The organism is Thermopirellula anaerolimosa (assembly GCF_054657335.1).
Window position 1 is genome coordinate 2003178 of the sequence record NZ_BAAHYX010000006.1, and the last position, 18097, is coordinate 2021274.

The following is an 18097-nucleotide window of genomic DNA, read 5'->3' on the forward strand; positions in this document are numbered from 1 at the left end:
GGCTTTACCTCCGACCATCAGGCGTCGTCGTGACGATGCGGTTCGACGGCCCGCGCTTCGTCTCCGAAGATACGGGTGAGCTTTTCCCGTAACATCAGCCGGGCACGCAGAAGCCGCACCTTGACGTTGGATTCCGTGATCCCCAAGGCTTCGGCGGTCTCCGCCGTGGAAAGCCCCTCCACGTCCCGCAGCAAGAAGGTGAGGCGATATTTTTCGTCCAATTGATCGAGAGCCTCTTTCAAGATGCGACCGGTCTCCGCGCGACCGAGGATTTGATCCGGGGTGTCCCGCCATTCGGCGATGAAGACCGGAAAAGGCGGATCGCCTTCGCCGTCGTGGCGCGTGTCGTCGGCCAAGGGCGCCGCGGCGCGGACCGCCTCGCGCCGCAATAATGCCAAGGCGTGGTTCGACGCGATTCGCAACAGCCAGGTCGCAAAGGCCGAATCGCCGCGGAAGTCGTGGAGATGCTCTAACAGCGTGATGAACGTCTGCTGCGCGACCTCTTCCGCGTCGTGCTGATTTCCCACGATGCGGCGAGCCAGGCCGAAGACTCGGCGTTCGTAACGCGCGACGAGGGCCTCGAAGGCGGAAAAATCCCCCGCCCGGGCCTTTTGCAAAAGTTCCCAATCCACTTCCCGGTCGCTGGCCATGCGGCTCCTCCGTGCCGTCGGCGGCCGACGGACGCGATGCCCCTCCGACAAGTGCCGATCACCCGTCCCTAGCCTGCACGAGCGACGTTTCGCGTCTCCCACGTCTGCCTCAAACAATAACCGGCCCGGCGGAGTTGCACAACCGGCCCTTTTCCCCGGCACTGCGAAGCATCGTGGGTCGATGCAGAGGACCGAGCGGAAAAGCTCAAACAAGTCAGCGGCAATTCGCGTAAGAATGAAAAGAGCTCGAACGCGTAGATGGGGCACTCTTTGACGGTTGATCGAGGACGCTCGGAGAGCGTCCTGGTCGCCCGGGCAGCGTTGACCAAGCCCTTGCGGATTCCGCCGGCGAACACTCTCTTGGAAGCAGCCCGGTCTGATTTTTGCGCGATGCGGCTGTTACAACCACCGAAACTGTTGATTTCAGCGACGACCGGAAAAATCGCTACAGGTGTTTCATTATCGCCAACCGCAAATCCTTATGCTGTTTTCGCCGAAATGATATATTAACAAGACTGTGCAATTTACCTTTCCCCGGGCATCCCCTCACACGCTTCCAGGGTTTGCTCGCCCCGCAAGATTTCACCAGATTCCGGGAGACGACCGTGAGTATCGAGAACCTGAACAAGATCTTTCATCCGCAACGTGTCGCCGTGATCGGTGCGAGCGATACGCCGACCAGCGTCGGCTACACGGTGCTGCGAAATTTGGTAGGCTCGGGATTCCCCGGCGTGGTGTATCCCGTGAACTCCAAGCGTGAATCCGTGCAGGGGATTCACGCCTACAAGGACGTTCAAAGCCTGCCGCACGCCCCGGATTTGGCGGTGATCTGTACTCCCGGGCGAACCGTCCCCGGCTTGATCCGCGATTTGGGCGAGGTCGGCACGCGGGGGATCGTGGTCATTTCGGCGGGCTTCCGCGAGATCGGCGACGAAGGGAGGAAACTGGAGGCACAAATCCTCCAAGAGCAGGCCAAGTTCCCCGGCATGCGGATCGTCGGTCCCAACTGCTTGGGCATCATCGTCCCCGGCCTTTCTCTCAACGCCAGTTTCGCCGCCGAAACGCCGCCGAAGGGGCACATCGGCTTCATCTCGCAATCCGGTGCGCTCTGCACTTCCGTGCTCGATTGGGCCATCGACCAAGGGATCGGGTTCTCGTATTTCGTCTCGGTCGGCAACATGCTGGACGTCACGATCGCCGACCTGATCGACTACTTCGGTTCGCAGACAGAAACGCAATCCATCATTCTCTACATCGAGTCGATCACCGAGGCGCGGGAATTCATGTCGGCGGCGCGAGCGTTCGCGCGATCCAAGCCGATCGTCGCCTACAAGGCCGGGCGCTTCGCCGAATCGGCGGCGGCGGCGGCCTCGCACACCGGGGCCATGGCGGGCGTGGACGCCGTGTACGAGGCGGCCTTCCAACGTGCCGGCATTGAACGCATCTTCCAAATCGAGGATATGTTCGACTGCGCCGAACTCCTCGCAAGACAGCAACCGCCCAAGGGCGACCGCCTGGCGATCGTCACCAACGCGGGCGGTCCGGGCGTGATGACGACCGACGCACTGATTGCTCGAGACGGCCACCTCGCCTCCCTGTCCGAAGAGAGCCTGCAAAAGCTGAATGAGTTTCTGCCTCCGTTCTGGTCCCACAATAACCCGGTGGACGTGCTGGGAGACGCCCCGCCCGAACGTTATGCCAAGGCGCTCGATGTCGTACTGTCCGACCCCGGCGTAGATGCGGTGCTGGTAATCCTAACGCCCCAGGCGATGACCGATTCCACAGCGACCGCGCGGGCGGTGGGCGAAATCGCCAAGAAGCACAAGAAGCCCGTCTTGGCGGCCTGGATGGGCGGACATACCGTCGCGGAGGGCATGCAGGTCCTGAACGACTGCGGCGTCCCCTCCTATACCACTCCGGAAAAGGCGGTGCGGGCGTTCATGCACTTGGTTTCCTATGCCCGAAACCTCACTCTCTTGCACGAAACGCCGCGCGACATCCCCGTCTCCTTCTCCTTCGACCGTCAGCGCTTGCGGGGCGTGTTCGAAAGCCTGCTCACCGAGGGGGCCGAAATCCTCACGGAAAGCGTCTCCAAAGCCTTCTTGGAGGCCTACGGCATCCCCGTCAGCAAACCCTTCTTGGCCCGTAACGCCGAGCAGGCCGTGGAAATCGCCAAACGCGTCGGTTTCCCGGTGGTGATGAAGATCCACTCGCCGCAGATCACGCACAAGACGGACGTGGGCGGGGTCAAGCTGAACCTGGCCAGCGAGTCCGCCGTCCGCGAGGCCTTCGAGCAGATGACGCAACGGGCGGCGGAACGGCGCCCCGACGCCCACATCATCGGTTGCACCGTCCAGAAGATGGTCAGTTACCCCAACAGCTTCGAATTGATCATCGGCACCAAGCGCGACCCGGTCTTCGGCTCGGTGATTCTGGTGGGGATGGGCGGCGTTGCGGCCGAAGTCTTCCAAGATCGCGCCTTGGCCTTGCCGCCGCTGAACGAAACGCTGGCCCGTCGCGCCTTGGAATCGCTCAAGTCTTGGCCGCTGCTCCGCGGCTATCGCGGTCGTCCCGGCGTCAACATCGATAAGCTGATCGAGGTGTTGATGCGATTCTCCTATCTCGTGGCCGATTATCCCGAGATTCAAGAATTGGACGTCAATCCGCTGCTCGTCACGCCGGAGGAGGTCATCGCCCTCGATGCCCGCGTGATCGTGGACCGCAACGCCCTGGTCTACGGCGTGCGCCCGTACGCCCATCTGGCGATCCGCCCCTATCCCGAAGAGTTCGTCACGGAACGGCAACTGAAGGACGGGACGCCCGTCATTCTGCGGCCGATCAAGCCCGAGGACGAACCGATGTGGCACGAACTGCTGGCCAGTTGCTCCACGCAGTCGCTGTGGTTCCGCTTCAGCTACCTGTTCAAGCAGACCACGCACGAGATGGCCTCGCGGTATTGCTTCATCGACTACGATCGAGAAGTCGGGATTGTGGCGGAAGTTGAGGAGGAGGGGCAGCGACGCTTGATCGGCGTGGGCCGCCTCGTCGCCGACGCCAACCATGAGGTCGCCGAGTACGCCGTCATCGTGGTGGATCGTTGGCACGGTCGCGGTTTGGGCGGCTTGCTGACCGACTACTGCCTGGAGGTCGCCAAACGGTGGGGAATCAAGAAGGTCGTCGCCGAGACCTCGAAAGATAACGCCCGCATGCTCGCCACCTTCCGCAATCGCGGCTTCGAATTCAACGAAAAGGCCGACCAGGACGTCGTACTGGTTTCGCGCCCGTTGGCGTGATTCGGCGGTTTGGGTCTCCCAGGCCGCCCGTTTTCGGCCTTGCCTAACAATCGACGTGCAGAGTCGCGAAGAACTCGGCACTTTGTGCCGAGTTCTTCGTCCATTGACATGGAGCACGGCTCGGGCAATCAAGGGACGAAGCCGTAACGCGACGTCACAACGCACCGCCGTCCGCGCCTCACCTTCCCATTCCCTTGACGGCGCATTATTGCCATCCTACCATGTGAAAAGAGTCGTCTCGCCGGGCCCGATGAACTCCCCAGTTCGCTTTTTTCTCCGGTGCTTGCGGTGGGGCGTCGCTTATGATTTCACGGGCCTCGTGTGGTCTAACGGAGAAAGGTTTTCTTATGACTCACGTCGTGTGCAAGCCGTGCGTGGACTGCAAATACACCGATTGCGTCGTGGTCTGCCCCGTGGAGTGCTTCTACGAGGGCGAACGCATGCTGTACATTCATCCCGACGAATGCATCGACTGCGAGGCGTGCGTGCCGGAATGCCCTGTGGATGCCATCTTCCTGGCCGACAACGTGCCCGAGGAGTGGCAGGAATACATTCAAATCAACGCCGACATGGCGCCGCAGTGCCCCAAAATCACGGAAAAGAAGACCCCGCTCTGCGAGCAGTGACGCGGCTTTGGATCGGCCCGACGTGGTTTCGGCCGAGTGTTCGCCGAGATTCGTGGAATCGCCGACCATCGACTTAGCCGCGTAAAGCGATCCGTACTGCGCAGCGGAACCGAGCCATGCGTTAGAATACGGTTGGCGGAACGAAGCGTGACCGCCAACCGTGCTTTTTTGATGCGGCCACTTTGCGTCTGGAAGTCCGGGGCGTCTCGGGGATCTGCGACGCGGCGTCTGATAGGGAGCCAACCCAGCGTGGTCGATTGCCGCCCGTTGCTCATCGGCCTTGTCTTCCTTCCGCTCGCGGAAGCGGCGGAGTTTTCCCGATCTGCGGCCTGGGCGGGACCGGCCTTTTCCGCCGCGGTGCTGCTGGCCGGCCTGGGACTGGCGCTGTGGAACGTCTTAGGACGCCGGCGATTTCAGCGGCGGGGTCCCAGGGAACCCGGCGAAACCGCGTTTCGGCAGAGCCAGTTCCGCCGCCGCTTGCTGACCGCCGGTTTGTGCTCGCTGGTCGGCCTGCTGATGCTGATTGGGACGTGGTGGCCCGGTCGCGACGCCTCCGCTTACGTCGCCCTATCCTTTTGGGGATTCGTGACGCTCCTGGTCCTGTGGATGTTGCTGACCGCGTTGGCCGACATGCTGGCTTCGTGGCACTACTTCGGCAAACTGACCGACGAGGCCGAATTGGAACAACTCAAGTTACGGGTCCTGGCCGAGCGATTGAGGAGGATTCAAGGAAACGGAAAAGACGATGCCGCCCTCCACGCGAAAAAGCCGCCCGCTTCCGCTCAACGCAGCGACGAGAATTAGGCGATCCCAGCGGATTTCATCCGCCCAGGGTGTGTGGGAGCGAGCGTCGTCCGGCGCGGGCGTCCGCTGCTCGGGAGGTTATTCGCCGCTCCACGAGGCGGGCGTGACAGGACGCACGTTCACCTCGGCCTGAGCTTCCAGCTTTCTGCCGTCCGCCGTGGTGTATCGGGCAAAGGCGAGCAATTGGCCGTGGACCGGCGGTTCGGCGGGCCACGGCAAGTCGAGCAAATAGCCCGATGTCCCGCCCCGCTGAACGAAATAGCTTCGAACTTCGTCGGGGTGAAGGTCCCAGCGAGCGATGCGGGCGCTCAAACCCGAGAGTTGCGGGTCGAGCACCACTACGCTGACCGGCGCTGCCGCCGCCAGAATATCGCCCCGATCGTCCATCGGTTGCAGCAGCACTTGAATCCCGTCGTCGCCGGGGCGACCGTCCAAGTCGATGCCTCGCACCCACTCGGGATGCAGGACGAGGGCCGTGACCTCATCACTGCCGCCTTCTCGCACGCGACCCGTCGCCGGGGCGATCTCTCCGCGGGAGACCGCCAAGGCGGAAACGCCTTCCGTTCCGCGGGCGGGGACCTCGTTTCGCGTTGTATCCGGGAACTGGGGCAAGGCCGTCGAAGAGTCGGGAGGAATAAAAGCCCCCGGTGCGGTGGATGGCGTTTGGCTGCCGGGCAGAGCTTGCTCCGGACTGCTCTCTTGCAAGGGCGGCGAAATGTCGATTCCCGGCAGGCCGTCGCGTCCCGGCAAAGGCGGCGGTTCGGCGCGTTCCGGCCAGCGAGGGGCCGCGTCCTCCGCCCGCTTCGGTGTTCGCGTTTCGGTACCGCCCGTCCCTTGGCGCTCGCTTTGTCTCCGGCAAGCCTCCAATTCCGCTTGCTTGTCCTCCAGCAAGCCCGCCAATTCCCAAATCTTGTTTTCCAGTTCTCGATTTTCGCGTTCCAAGTCGCGGACGATTCGCGGCGTTTGGCAACCCAACAAGGCCGGGGCCGTCACAAGGGCCGACAAGAAGAAGAGAAGAATACGCCGCGCGACGACGATGACGCCGTTCGGACCGTGCGGCGACCGCTTCGGTGCGGCGAAATCTTCGATTTGAACCATGGAAATCCGTTCCTGGGAAGTGCGCGGACCCGGCCCGCGCCGGACGGTGATACCTGGGACCGGGCAGTGAATACCGAGTTTGCCGAATCGAGGCAAGGGCAATCCGGCGGAATCCCGCCCGTCCCGGCGGCGGCAACATCTCACGGCGACGGCGAGATGCGATTTCGGGGTTCCCAGTGCCCCGACGACACTAGCGTGAGGCGACCGTCCGCGAAGGGCACCCGGCACGAACCGAAAATCCGCCTTGCGATTCCTCCCTTCATCGGGTATTCCTTCGCCCTTGCCGTGATCGGAAACAAGCGGCCCCGTTGCGGTTCCGCCGCGCGTTCCCGCTCCGGCAAGGTTTCCGATGCGGTATCGCCCGACGAACAACAGGGAAGGCCGCGTATCCGGTGCAAACGAATCACGATCCAAACATTTCGACGCGTCCCGACGCGGGCGGAAAAGGCGAACCCACCGCATGCCGATGGGGCTGCGCCGTGCTCCGCGGCATGCGATTGGCGACTCTGGCTGTCGTAATGACGGCCCCCATCGTGGTCTCGGCGCAGGATGCGGCTATTCCGCCGCAGCCCGTAGATGCCGCCGCCCCCGTCGTTCCCGGGAACGAGACTTTGGTGACCGAAGTTCGAATCGTGGGGGCCAAGGGGATTCCGCGCGAAAAGTTCCTCCCTTCCATCAAGACCCGCGCCGGTCGACCTTTCAACCCCGATTTGATCGAAGAGGATGTGCGGCGATTGCACCGCACCGGACTGTTCTTGGACGTCAAGACGTACACCCCCGAGGCAGACGGCGGAAGGCTCGTCGTCTTCGAGGTCCTGCCGCGCCCCCTGCTGCACTACGTGACCTACGCCGGCAATCGGGCGTTCGACGCCAAGCGTCTGACCAAAGAGACCGGGTTGAACGCCGGGGATCCCCTCGACAATTGGCAGGTGGAGGAGGCCCGGCGGCGCATCTTGGAACTGTACCGCAACAAGGGCTTTCCGGACGCTTCGGTGACGATCATCGAGGGCAACAAACCGGAAGACCGAGGCGCCATCTTTCTCATCAATGAAGGCCGCCGTCAGCGCATCGGCTGGACCGACTTCGTCGGCAACAGCATCGCCTCCGACGCCCGACTCCGCACGCAAGTGCAAACCAAACCGGGATGGTTCTGGTTCCTCGGCGGCTTGTTCAACCGCGAAACGCTGGACGGCGACGTGCAGCGACTGACGGCCTACTATCGCGGCCTGGGGTTCTTCCGCGCACGCGTCGGTCGCGAAATCGAAGTGCGACCCGACCCCTTCGACTCCAATCGGGAATGGGTCACCGTCACGTTCGTGATCGACGAGGGGCCTCGCTATCGCATCCGCGACATCGCCTTCTTCGGAAACGAGAAGATCCCTCGGGAAAAACTGCAAGGCGTCCTGGAGTTGAAGTCCGGGGACTATTTCGATCAGAACAAATTGCAACTGGATATCGCGAAACTGCAAGACAAGTACGGCGCGATCGGCCATGTCTTCGCCGATGTGGAGGTCGATCCGCGGTTTTTGGAGGAACCGGGGATGCTGGACCTGGTCTATCGCATCGATGAGGGCCGCCAATACCAGGTCGGGCGCATCAACGTGAAGATTCAGGGGGAATTCCCCCATACCCGGCTGACCACGGTCCTGAACCGCATGTCGTTGGCGCCGACCGACATCGTGGACACGCGCGAACTTCGCAACAGCGAGCGTCGCCTGCGCTCCGCGCAGATTTTCGAGGTCGATCCCTCGCGGGGCGTGCAACCCAAGATCGTGTTCAGTCCGCCGGAACTCACCGACCCGGGCACCGGTCGCCCGGCCCAACGACCGGTGTTGGCCGAGCAGGGTGCTCCGCGATCGGGTGCTCGCCCGGGCACCGCCCCGCCGCCCGAATCCCAGCGCGAGGGCGTGGTGCCGACCGGCGGCGAAGAGACGCCGAATACCGCCGAACCGACGATCTATCGCGGACAGTACGGACCGGAGGCGGGAAGCAGCATGCCCGCGCCGCCCACCTGGCTGGGCCGAATCGTTCCCCGCCGCAAACCGGACGAACAGACGCCTGCCGCCGAGGCGGCGGTTTACGACGCTCCGGCCCAAACGGGAAACTCCGCTCCCATCGCGCAAGCCGCCGTTTACGCGGCGCCCGGCGGCGTCGGTTGGAGTCCCCAACGCCCGGAGGCGATCCCGACTTCCGCCACGACCGAAGCGGTCGCGGGTTCCCCCGGCCTGGTCAATCCGGCGGGCGCAATCACCCCGGATCGCGCGGATGCGGCATATACGGCTCCGTCGAGCGCACCCGTCTATCCGTCGGGCGGCACGACCGCGATTCCGCCCCCCTCGGGCGTCCAACCGATCGTCTTCCCGGATCGCCCGCCGCCCGGCCAATGGGACGGCTATTGGGATGGCGGCGAGCCTTCCGCCGAACCGCCGCTGGACTTGCCCTTGGAGCCGATCGTCACCGAGACGCGGACCGGACGGTTGCTCTTCAGCGTGGGCGTGAACTCCGATGCCGGCCTCCTGGGCACGGTGCTCATCGAAGAGCAGAACTTCGACATTGCCCGACTGCCGCGCAGTTGGCGCGACATTGCGGACGGCGTGGCTTGGCGCGGCGCCGGTCAGCGCTTCCGCTTGGAGGCCGTCCCCGGCACGCAGGTCCACCGCTACAGCATGAGCTTCGCCGATCCCTATTTCCTCGATCGCAACGTCAGCCTCAGCGTCAGCGGCTATTACTACCGCCGTAATTACCGCGAGTGGGACGAACAGCGTTTGGGCGGTCGCATCGGCTTCGGCTATCAGTTCACGCCGGACCTGTCGGGGACCATCGCCTACCGCGGCGCGGACATCAAAATCAGTGATCCCATCGTTACGCCGTTCGGCACCCCGCAGGACCTTTTGGACGTGGTCGGCACGAATATCCTGCACGGTTTCGAGGTAGCCCTGACGCACGATACCCGCGACAACAGCTTTCTGCCCACTGAAGGCCACCTGTTCCAGGTCTCGTTCGAGCAGGTCATCGGCACCTACGACTATCCCCGCGCCGAGGTCGATCTGCGGAAGTATTTCCTGCTCAGCCAACGCCCGGACGGGTCCGGACGCCACGTCCTAGGCTTGAGCACCCGTTTCAACGTGACGGGCAACGACACGCCGATTTACGACCACTATTTCGCGGGCGGATACTCCAGCTTGCGCGGCTTCGACTTCCGCGGGGCGTCGCCGCACGAGATGGGTATCCCCGTCGGCGGGCACATGATGTTCCTAGCCTCCGCTGAATACATCTTCCCCATCACCGCCGACGACCTGATCCGCGGCGTGATCTTCTGCGATACGGGCACCGTGGAGCGGACCGTCGACTCCTGGGACCAGAACTACCGCGTGGCGCCGGGCTTCGGCCTGCGGATCGTCATTCCGGCGATGGGGCCGGCCCCGATTGCCCTGGACTTCGCCTTCCCGGTCAGCAAGGAACCGACCGACGACGAGCAGGTGTTCAGCTTCTTCATCGGCTTTCTGCGATAGCGGGGAGTGCCGCGTCGTGCGATGCGTCCGCCGCGCGGTCCTGCTCCGCCGCGGCACCCGGCAGTCCCGCCGAGATCATCTTGCGCACCCGTGCGGCCTTGCGGCGGAGATGCTCCGCCTTGCGGATCAACTCCTCCAGTTCCCGCCGCCGTGCCGCCAGCGGTTCCAGCACCGCCGGGGAATCGACGTGAAACGCCGCGGCAGGGTTGAGCCGCCTCCCTTGGGCCGCGATTCGCGAAGCGATCAACCAATAGCCGGGCAGAACGCTGACCGCCAATAGCCCGGCGGCCAGTCCGTAGAATGCCAGAGGGGGATACTCGGCCGAACCGCCTGCGTACCAAGCGCTCGCCACCCAGGCGCGTCCGATGCGAATGGAGGCGTCTGCTAAGATCACGAACGGCAGGACGTTGGCGACCAGGTTGACCCATGGCCGCACCGCGTGCGAGGCGACCTCCTCCGCGGTCTCCTCCACGCTTGCCCGTAGCTCGTCCAGCAATTCCGAGTCGCCCGCTTCCAGACCCAAGCGCTGCGTCAGCCAATTCAGCAGGCGGTCGGCGGCGCCGTCTGCGGATGGATCATCGGTCGGCGGGGTCGGCGTCGTCTTCTCCGTCCGTTCCGTGGCGGCAGGCAACTCGTGATCCTCCAGCGTGCGGCGGACGTCATTCGCGACCTGGGCCAAGTCGGCCTCCAAATCGGGCCCCAACGCCTCGAGGATGCGTTTCAGCGGCAACACGCCGGTCAGCAGCGCGCGAACCGTGTCCAACGAAGCCGCCGCCGCACCCCACAGCGAAAAGCGGTAGAATCCCAGGCGAAACAGGCGATAGGTGGCGGTCAGGTGGTACCATCGCGTCCGCAGCCAGGCCGTCAGGGAGGCGAAGGCCGAGGTCCGCTCCGCCGTCAATCGCCAAGCCTGCTGGGCCACCGCTTGCCGGAAGGCGTCCTCCGCCCGGCGGCGGGTCCACGCCTTGCGATAGGCGGCCCTGACCTTTTCGGACAAACGATCCTCGGCACGCGCCAGTTCGGCCGCCTTGGCGCGAAGCGGTTCCAGAATCTCTTCGGCGGCGGCGTGCTGCAAGTGACCGCAAATCCCGTCCCCCCGCAGTCGTTGCCGGTCCCTGCGATAGTCGTGATCCAACAGCGCTCGGCGGAACTCCGCGAACTCGAAACGGTGCGGTTGGGCCGCCGAGACCAAGAAACGGCTCGAGGCGTCGGGGTGGAAACCCGCCGCATGGAGTCGCCGATCCCAATCCTCTACGATCTTTTGCCGCTCTTCCTCGGCGAGTTGGTCGGCGCGATTGAGCACGAACAGCCACCGTTTGCGCACGGCCCAACGGCGGACCTCCTCATGCACGCGGAAGTCGGCTCGCTTGTCGGGCGAGGTCACGTACACCACGATGTCGCTTTGTTCGATGAGTCGCCGGGCGGTTTCCCAGTGCTCCCGCACCACGCCGTCGATGTCCGGCAAATCGCAGAGGATCACCTCGCCCAAATCGGCATCCACGAATTGCGGATTCAGTTCGTCAGGAATGTGGATCAGAGGCTTGAGGCCGGGCGCGGCCGCTACGTAAGGTCGATCCGTGAAACAACGCACGGATGAGGAAACGGGGCTGGCGTCGTCGCGGCGGATCAAGGCGTTAAAAAGCGTCGATTTGCCCGCCCCCGTCGGCCCCAGCAGCACCGCCGCGGCAAAAGCCGGCGCATCGTCGCGGTGGGCGAAGTTCTGCGCCGTCTTCAAACGTTCGTTCATTTCGTAGGCGGGCGACCAGAACAAAAAGGGCCGGCATAGGGCCGCCAATTCGCGGACGTCCTCCAGCAGCGGTTCGATCAAGGCGGCCTCGGGCGAATTCATCGTTTCCGTCGTCATAATTCTCACCCCTCCGCGAACTGCCGAACCGGCGACGATCCCGATCGGTTACCGCCCTTATCCGCTTTCACTCGCAGCTCTTGTTCGATGATTTCACAGGCTTGCAAACAAGCGTCGATGGGCATCTTCTCTATTTGATTGAGCGTCTTACGCCATTCTTCCGTCAACTTTTTGGCGAAGTTCTCCTGGAGGAAAAACTCCAACTCGTCGGACCGCTGCTTCGCCCAATGGCGATACGCTTGTTCCGCAACCTCACCCAACTTGAGTTTCGTGAAGTGCCTGAGCAACCAGGCTGCCGCCGCGTTGGAGGCGGCCAATCCCGTGAGAGAGCCGAGGGTCGTGCCGAACAGGCCGCCGCTCAGACCCAGATCGGCCACGATCAGCCCCAAGCTCGTGAGATTCAACGTCGGCGGGAGGATGGTCAAAGCCATCGCGAGCCAACGGTTCTGCCGGCACCATGCTGCCAGTTTTTCTCGAACTTCGATTTCCCAGTCCGTGCCGACCTTGGGAAGCTCCCGCTTCAGCAGATCGTCGCGGATCGCCTCGAGGCGTTCCGCCGAAAGCATCCCGCCCGGCGTGGCCGCCCCGGGAAAACGACTGCGGACCCGATCGATCAATAATTCCAGCGAGTCTCTCAATTTCTCTTTTTCCAGTTCCTCGAGCGTGCGAGTCGGCGGGGCATCCCCGGCGGCTTGACGCGATAACAAAGACGAGATAATCTCGCTCGCCGCTTTTACCGCGCCTTTTACCGTTCCCGAAACGTATCCCATCGCGCGGGCGAAGTATTGCACCAAGGACGGTGAGTTCCGCCGGGCTTCCTCGATTGCCAATTCCAAGGGCCTGCCCGCCGGGAATATGCCCTGCGCGATGAACTCCGCCGCATCCCGAACCAGCTCGTCGAAGGTTGTGAGGTCGTCCTCCAGTTGCTTTCCTTTCCGTTTGGCCGTGATAAGCAAGTCCTCCGCGGAAAGCGTTGCTTCGCGGACGGTCTCCAGCAGGCCCCGAAAAACGAGTCGTTGACCGTCCTGGCCGCGGAGCCACGAAATCAACCCCGGCTGATTGTCCGCCAGCGGGACCGCGTCTTGCAGTCGCGGACCGGTTCCCGGGTCGGCTAGGGGACTGCAATAGAACATCGCGTCGGCCAAGAATTGCAGCAGCGTACGACCGTCGGCCCGCGTCGCGTGAAAGCCCAATTCCGGCTTTGCCTCCAGCAGTTGCAGCAAGTGGCGACGCATTTCCGCGGCGGCTTGGGGTGAAGTCTTGGTGAACAGGTAGATCAGATTGGCCGCCGAGCGGCAGCATTGCGCCAGCATCTCGACCGTGCGATGATCGGAGTACGACTCGCCGAAGACCATGAAGACGACCAACTCGGCGCGGGCCAGCATCTTCTCGGCCGACTTCCAATTGGCGCACTCCACCGAGTTGAAGTCGGGGACGTCCGCCAGGATCAGCGGCAGCCCTTGCCGGTCTTCTCCCGGCAAAGAAGCGGGGTAATAGAAAAGGAGGGCGTCGGAGGCAGGCTCGCGCAATTGGTCGGGGCTTTCCAATCGCGCCAGGCCGTATTCGGGAAAGATGCCTCTGAGGAAGACCTCGTCGCACAACTCGAGAGGAACGGCCACGGCACAGCCCCGGGTCATGGGACGCAGGGCGCCGCCCGCCGGAACGTCCACACCGGTCAACAGTCGGAACCATGAGCTTTTGCCCGCTCCGGTCGGCCCCATCAGGACGGCCACGAGAGGCGGCGTCGTGTCCCGGCGGAGACAGAATTCGAGCGATTCGTACCGCATGCTTACGGCTTGCCGGCCCTTCCAAGAGTACGAGTCTCCCAACGCTTTGCACACACCGGGAACGGACTGCAAGAGCAGTCCCAGGCAGCGGCGGAGTTCGTCGAAGCGGACATCGCGCTGCGGAGTAGAGGTTATTTGCGACATGGAAAGATCCTCGCCGACCAAAGCGGTGACTTTATAACTCTACTTCTCGTTATGTACGCCGCAAGGGCACGGGCCGTAACAAACGATACGAGCGTGCTAACCGGTTCCGTCCTCCCCGCGGATGCACGGACGGTAGGGAGACGGCGGCAGGCGCCACGCGTCAAGAGATCCGCAGGATCGGCAGGCTCGCGGGGGTCTTTCCCTCACGAAAAGAAAGCGCGCCGGTGGGGCAGACGGCGACGCATTGCTCGGCCAGTTTGCCCAGGGCCTCCTCCAGCGAACGATGGAAGGGAACCCCGACGCGGACGTCGAAACCGCGACCGACGAAGGTCAGCCCCAAGGGGGCGCGGGCGGCCTCGGTCACCGCCACGCACAAACCGCAAACGATGCACTTGCCCGGTTCGTACAGCACGTTGGAGTCTTTGTACTGCAACCGCAAGACGGCCCGCTCGCCTTTATAACGGTTGGGGTCGGCGCCGTAGCGCTCCGCGTAGCGGCGCAGGCGGCAACCCGGCAGGGCGCGGCAGTCGCAATGGAGGCACCGCCCGGCCTGCGCGGCGGTCGCATGCAGGTCGAGTGCGTCGATCGACGCCTTCAGTTCCTCCCGCGGGGCGTCCGCGGCCAACGATCGCAGTTCCGCCAGTTCGTCGGGAGAGAGCTTTCCGATGCGGACGGAGAAGGTCTCGGGCCACGGAGCGGCGGCCCCTTCCTTCAAGAAGCGGTCCAGCGCATACGCCGCCTCCTTGCCGTCGGCGCAACTGCGAACCACCAGTCCTCGGCCGCGAATCGCGTTGCCCGCCGCGAATACGCCGGGGAGCGACGTGCGAAAGGTGCCGCGTTCCACGGCGGCGCCGCGCGGCCCGGTCGACAATCCCAGACTCCGCCAGACCTCCGCGCTCTGCTCGCCGATGCACAACAGGACGGCGTCGTATTCGTCTTGCAAAGCGGAAAGCGTAACGCCGCTAGAGGCCGCCGAAGGTCCCAGCACCGCTTCACCGCGAAACTCGATTCCCAGGGCCAGGACGGCGGCGATTTCCCGATCCAGAATCTCCTCGGGCAAATCGGCGGGGTCGATCTCGCCGGATTCGCCGCGCAATCGTCCGCCGGGTCGTGGTTGGCGATCGTACAGCACCACGGCGTGGCCGCGTCGCCGCAAATAGTACGCGGCCGACAGGCCCGTCGGGCCCGCTCCCACCACCGCCACGCGCTTGCCGGAGGCCGGTTCGCACGGGGGAATGTAAAAGTCCTCTCGGGCCAAGTCCCAATCCGCCACGACGCGCTTGAGGTCGCACACCGACACGGCGCCGTCGGCCGATCCGCGGCGGCAACCTTTTTCGCAGGGCTTGGGGCAGACGCGGCCCAGCACGGCGGGCAGCGCGATGTCCTCCTTGATCGTCACAACGGCCTCGTCGAATCGGCCCGCCTGAATCTGCCGCAACATGTCGGGGATGTCCATGTGGGCGGGGCACGCGAACTGACAGGGCGCCAAGCAATCGCCCACGTGATCGCTCAAGAGCAGTTCCAGCGAGGTCCGCCGCATGGCCGCCACCTCGTCCGTCTCGCTCTCCACCGTCATGCCCGGCGCGGCGGGCGTGCCGCACGACGGTACGAACTTCTCTCGGCCGTTCGGTTCGCGGACCTTGACCATACACACCAAGCACGAGGTCTGGACCGGCAAACCTTCCATGTAGCAGAGCGTGGGGATGTCGATCCCCAACTTTTGCGCGGCTTGCAGGACGGTCGTCCCCGGCGGAACCTCGACGGCTTGCCCATCGATCGTGAGTCGAATCATGGCTACTCCCCAACGGAACGGGTCGCAAGATCGGACGACTCGGCGCCGCGCGACGGGCGGATCGCCGCCCGCGCAACCCGCCTGAGACGGCTAGGACGCCGAATCGGCCTCGCTCGCCTGCACCTCCCGCAGCACGCTCGCCCGGCGAATCTCCACACCGCCCGACTCGACCACCACCGCACCCGCCGGACAGGCCGCGCGGCAGGTGTCGCACCGCGTGCAAAGCTCGTCCAACACTTGATGCTGGCGATACGGCGTGAGCGGGATGGCATTCACCGGGCATTGCTGGGCGCACAGCGTACAGCCGATGCACTCGTCGGTGATCCGGTAGTGAATCAACGGGGCGCATTTCCCGGCGGGACATCGGCCCCGCAAATGCTCCTCGTATTCGTCTCGGAAGTATCGCAGCGTGGTCAGGACGGGATTGGGGGCGGTCTTGCCCAGGCCACAGACGCTGCCGGCGCTCACGGCGTGAGACAGGCTCTCCAGCGCGGCCAGGTCGCCGGGGCGTCCGCGGCCCTCGCAAATGCGATCCAAAATGTCCAACATGCGGCGCGTACCCACCCGACACAGCGTGCATTTGCCGCACGATTGATCTTGCGTGAACCGGAGGAAATACCGGGCGATATCGACCATGCAGTCGGAGTCGTCCAAGACCACCAGGCCGCCGGATCCCATGATGGCGCCGGTCGCGGTTAGGGCCTCGTAGTCCACCGGGGTGTCGAAGAGCGAGACGGGGACGCACCCGCCGGACGGTCCGCCGACTTGCACCGCCTTGAGCGTCCGTCCGGGCAGGGCGCCGCCGCCGATCTCCTCGATGATTTCACGAAGCGTGACGCCCATCGGTACTTCGATCAGTCCGCCGCGCTGCACCTTGCCCGCCAAGGCGAAGACTTTGGTTCCCTTGCTGCCGGGCGTGCCCAGGGCCGCGAACTTTTCGGCGCCGTTGCGGAGGATCCACGGGATCAGGGCCAGCGTCTCCACGTTGTTGACCAGGGTAGGCCGACCGTTCAGACCGGACTCCGCCGGATAGGGCGGTCGCAACCGCGGCATGCCGCGTCGGCCCTCGATGGAGGCCAGCAAGGCCGTTTCCTCGCCGCAGACGAAGGCCCCCGCCCCTTCGTTGACGGTAAAACGGAGTTGAAACTCGCCGCCGCCGTTTGCGCTGAGGATGCCGCGCTCCTCGCAGCGGCGCAGGGCCTCTCGCACGCGGGCGACGGCCAAGGGATACTCGGCGCGGATGTAGAACAGGCCGCGCGTCGCTCCCACCGCGCGGGCCGCGATCAGCATCCCCTCAATCACGCGATAGGGGAAGGACTCCAGGATCATGCGATCCATGAAGGCCCCGGGGTCGCCTTCATCGCCGTTGCACACGACGTATTTGATCTCGCCGGGGGCGCCTGCCGCGATCCGCCACTTGGCCCCGGTGGGGAACCCCGCCCCGCCTCGACCGCGCAAACCGCTCCGCTCGATCTCCTCAATCACGGTCTGGGGAGACATCTCGCGCCACGCGCGGCGCGACGCTCGAAAACCGTCGTGCTTCAGGTATTCGTCCAGATCCAAGGGGTCCGTCTCGCCGCCGTGCTCGATGGCGATGCGGTACTGGCGCCCCAGAAAGGCGCACACGGGCGGATCGCGGACGTCGATGCGGTGCCGGTCCACCGCCTCGTCCACGTCTCCCACCAATGCGTCCAACCACCGCGCGACATGATATCGCAAGCGGCGCAGCGGATTGCGGGGGCGAAAGTGCGAGTCGAAGATGCCGGAGACGTCCTCCGGTTGCACCCTGGCGTACAGTTTGGGCGTGCCCCGACGGGGGACGATCTCCACGAGCGGCGTTTGGTGGCACATTCCCACGCAACCGACCCGTTTGACTGCGGCCGGCGTGCGATTGACCGCCGTCAATTCCCGCAGACGCTCGTACACCCGACCGCTGCCCTGGGCCTGACAGCACGAACCCAAGCCCACGCGAATCTCCGCCTCGGCCTCTTCCGGAGGAACCCATTGCAGGTTCCGCGGGACGGCACCGTTGGACGATCGTTCCAGGAAATCCGCGATGATGCGGGGCACCTTGTGCGGGGTCAGGCGACCGTAGGTCGCTTCGTCGATTTGCACCACCGGCGCCAACGTACAGCAGCCCAGGCAGGCCACCGGTTGCACCGTGAAGCGTCGCTCGGGATCGGTGTCTTCGCCGGGTCGGATCCCTAAATGCCGCGTCAGGGCGTCCATGATCTGATCGGCGCCTTTGACGTGACAAGCGGTCCCGCGGCAGACGTGTATCATGTGCTCGCCGACGGGACGATGCCGGAACTGTGTGTAGAAGGTCGCCACGCCCGTCAATTGCGAGGCCGGGATGCCGGTCTTCGAGCACACGTATTCCAGCGCCTCTTGCGGCAAGTAATGAAAGTGAGACTGAACGGCCTGCAAGATGGCGATGGTCGCCTCCGGCCCTTTGCCGTGGCGTTCCAGAATCTCGTCGATCACGGAGAGATCGATGGAATCCTTGGCGTGCGTTGTGATCACGAGG

10 protein-coding genes are annotated in these 18097 nt (G+C 64.3%); 4 read left to right on the forward strand and 6 right to left on the reverse strand.

The window, feature by feature from the left end:
• Window positions 1–17: 17 nt before the first annotated feature.
• Window positions 18–650: an RNA polymerase sigma factor gene (locus ACYQ6J_RS13255; RefSeq protein WP_460184660.1), complete on the reverse strand. Its 633-nt coding sequence runs from the start codon at window positions 648–650 to the stop codon at window positions 18–20.
• Between the two features lie 605 nt (window positions 651–1255).
• Here ACYQ6J_RS13255 and ACYQ6J_RS13260 point away from each other — a divergent pair.
• The 3 genes from ACYQ6J_RS13260 (at window position 1256) to ACYQ6J_RS13270 (ending at window position 5373) form a co-directional block, all read left to right on the forward strand.
• On the forward strand, window positions 1256–3943 hold the full coding sequence (locus ACYQ6J_RS13260; protein WP_460184661.1) for a bifunctional acetate--CoA ligase family protein/GNAT family N-acetyltransferase: 2688 nt from the start codon (window positions 1256–1258) through the stop codon (window positions 3941–3943).
• Between the two features lie 347 nt (window positions 3944–4290).
• The gene (locus ACYQ6J_RS13265; protein WP_460184662.1) at window positions 4291–4569 is read left to right on the forward strand and encodes a ferredoxin family protein; all 279 of its coding nucleotides are present in this window, start codon (window positions 4291–4293) and stop codon (window positions 4567–4569) included.
• 249 nt (window positions 4570–4818) lie between these two features.
• Complete coding sequence (locus tag ACYQ6J_RS13270) at window positions 4819–5373, forward strand: hypothetical protein (RefSeq protein ID WP_460184663.1); 555 nt, start codon at window positions 4819–4821, stop codon at window positions 5371–5373.
• A 78-nt stretch (window positions 5374–5451) separates the two neighbouring features.
• On the opposite strand, the gene ACYQ6J_RS13275 is transcribed toward ACYQ6J_RS13270, so the two are convergent.
• On the reverse strand, window positions 5452–6471 hold the full coding sequence (locus tag ACYQ6J_RS13275; RefSeq protein ID WP_460184664.1) for a hypothetical protein: 1020 nt from the start codon (window positions 6469–6471) through the stop codon (window positions 5452–5454).
• Between the two features lie 392 nt (window positions 6472–6863).
• Here ACYQ6J_RS13275 and ACYQ6J_RS13280 point away from each other — a divergent pair, with 392 nt between their 5' ends.
• Window positions 6864–9983 (forward strand): POTRA domain-containing protein, encoded by a 3120-nt coding sequence (locus ACYQ6J_RS13280; protein ID WP_460184665.1) that lies wholly within the window; start codon window positions 6864–6866, stop codon window positions 9981–9983.
• On the opposite strand, the gene ACYQ6J_RS13285 is transcribed toward ACYQ6J_RS13280, so the two are convergent.
• The 4 genes from ACYQ6J_RS13285 to nuoE form a co-directional block, all read right to left on the reverse strand.
• The gene (locus ACYQ6J_RS13285; protein ID WP_460184666.1) at window positions 9964–11847 is read right to left on the reverse strand and encodes a GTPase domain-containing protein; all 1884 of its coding nucleotides are present in this window, start codon (window positions 11845–11847) and stop codon (window positions 9964–9966) included. The two genes, ACYQ6J_RS13280 and ACYQ6J_RS13285, sit on opposite strands and share 20 nt — an antisense overlap.
• Window positions 11848–11852: 5 nt before the next feature.
• Window positions 11853–13778: a hypothetical protein gene (locus tag ACYQ6J_RS13290; RefSeq protein ID WP_460184667.1), complete on the reverse strand. Its 1926-nt coding sequence runs from the start codon at window positions 13776–13778 to the stop codon at window positions 11853–11855.
• Window positions 13779–13938: 160 nt separating this feature from the next.
• Complete coding sequence (locus tag ACYQ6J_RS13295; RefSeq protein ID WP_460184668.1) at window positions 13939–15570, reverse strand: FAD-dependent oxidoreductase; 1632 nt, start codon at window positions 15568–15570, stop codon at window positions 13939–13941.
• Between the two features lie 90 nt (window positions 15571–15660).
• On the reverse strand, window positions 15661–18093 hold the full coding sequence (nuoE, locus tag ACYQ6J_RS13300; protein WP_460184669.1) for an NADH-quinone oxidoreductase subunit NuoE: 2433 nt from the start codon (window positions 18091–18093) through the stop codon (window positions 15661–15663).
• Between the last annotated feature and the right edge of the window lie 4 nt (window positions 18094–18097).

What these genes read in the sequence shown, in the direction of transcription:
- ACYQ6J_RS13255 (WP_460184660.1), bottom strand. Translation starts at nt 650, where the DNA reads ATGGCCAGCGACCGGGAAGTGGATTGGGAACTTTTGCAAAAGGCCCGG.
- ACYQ6J_RS13265 (WP_460184662.1), top strand. Translation starts at nt 4,291, where the DNA reads ATGACTCACGTCGTGTGCAAGCCGTGCGTGGACTGCAAATACACCGAT.
- ACYQ6J_RS13275 (WP_460184664.1), bottom strand. Translation starts at nt 6,471, where the DNA reads ATGGTTCAAATCGAAGATTTCGCCGCACCGAAGCGGTCGCCGCACGGT.
- ACYQ6J_RS13285 (WP_460184666.1), bottom strand. Translation starts at nt 11,847, where the DNA reads ATGACGACGGAAACGATGAATTCGCCCGAGGCCGCCTTGATCGAACCG.
- ACYQ6J_RS13290 (WP_460184667.1), bottom strand. Translation starts at nt 13,778, where the DNA reads ATGTCGCAAATAACCTCTACTCCGCAGCGCGATGTCCGCTTCGACGAA.
- ACYQ6J_RS13295 (WP_460184668.1), bottom strand. Translation starts at nt 15,570, where the DNA reads ATGATTCGACTCACGATCGATGGGCAAGCCGTCGAGGTTCCGCCGGGG.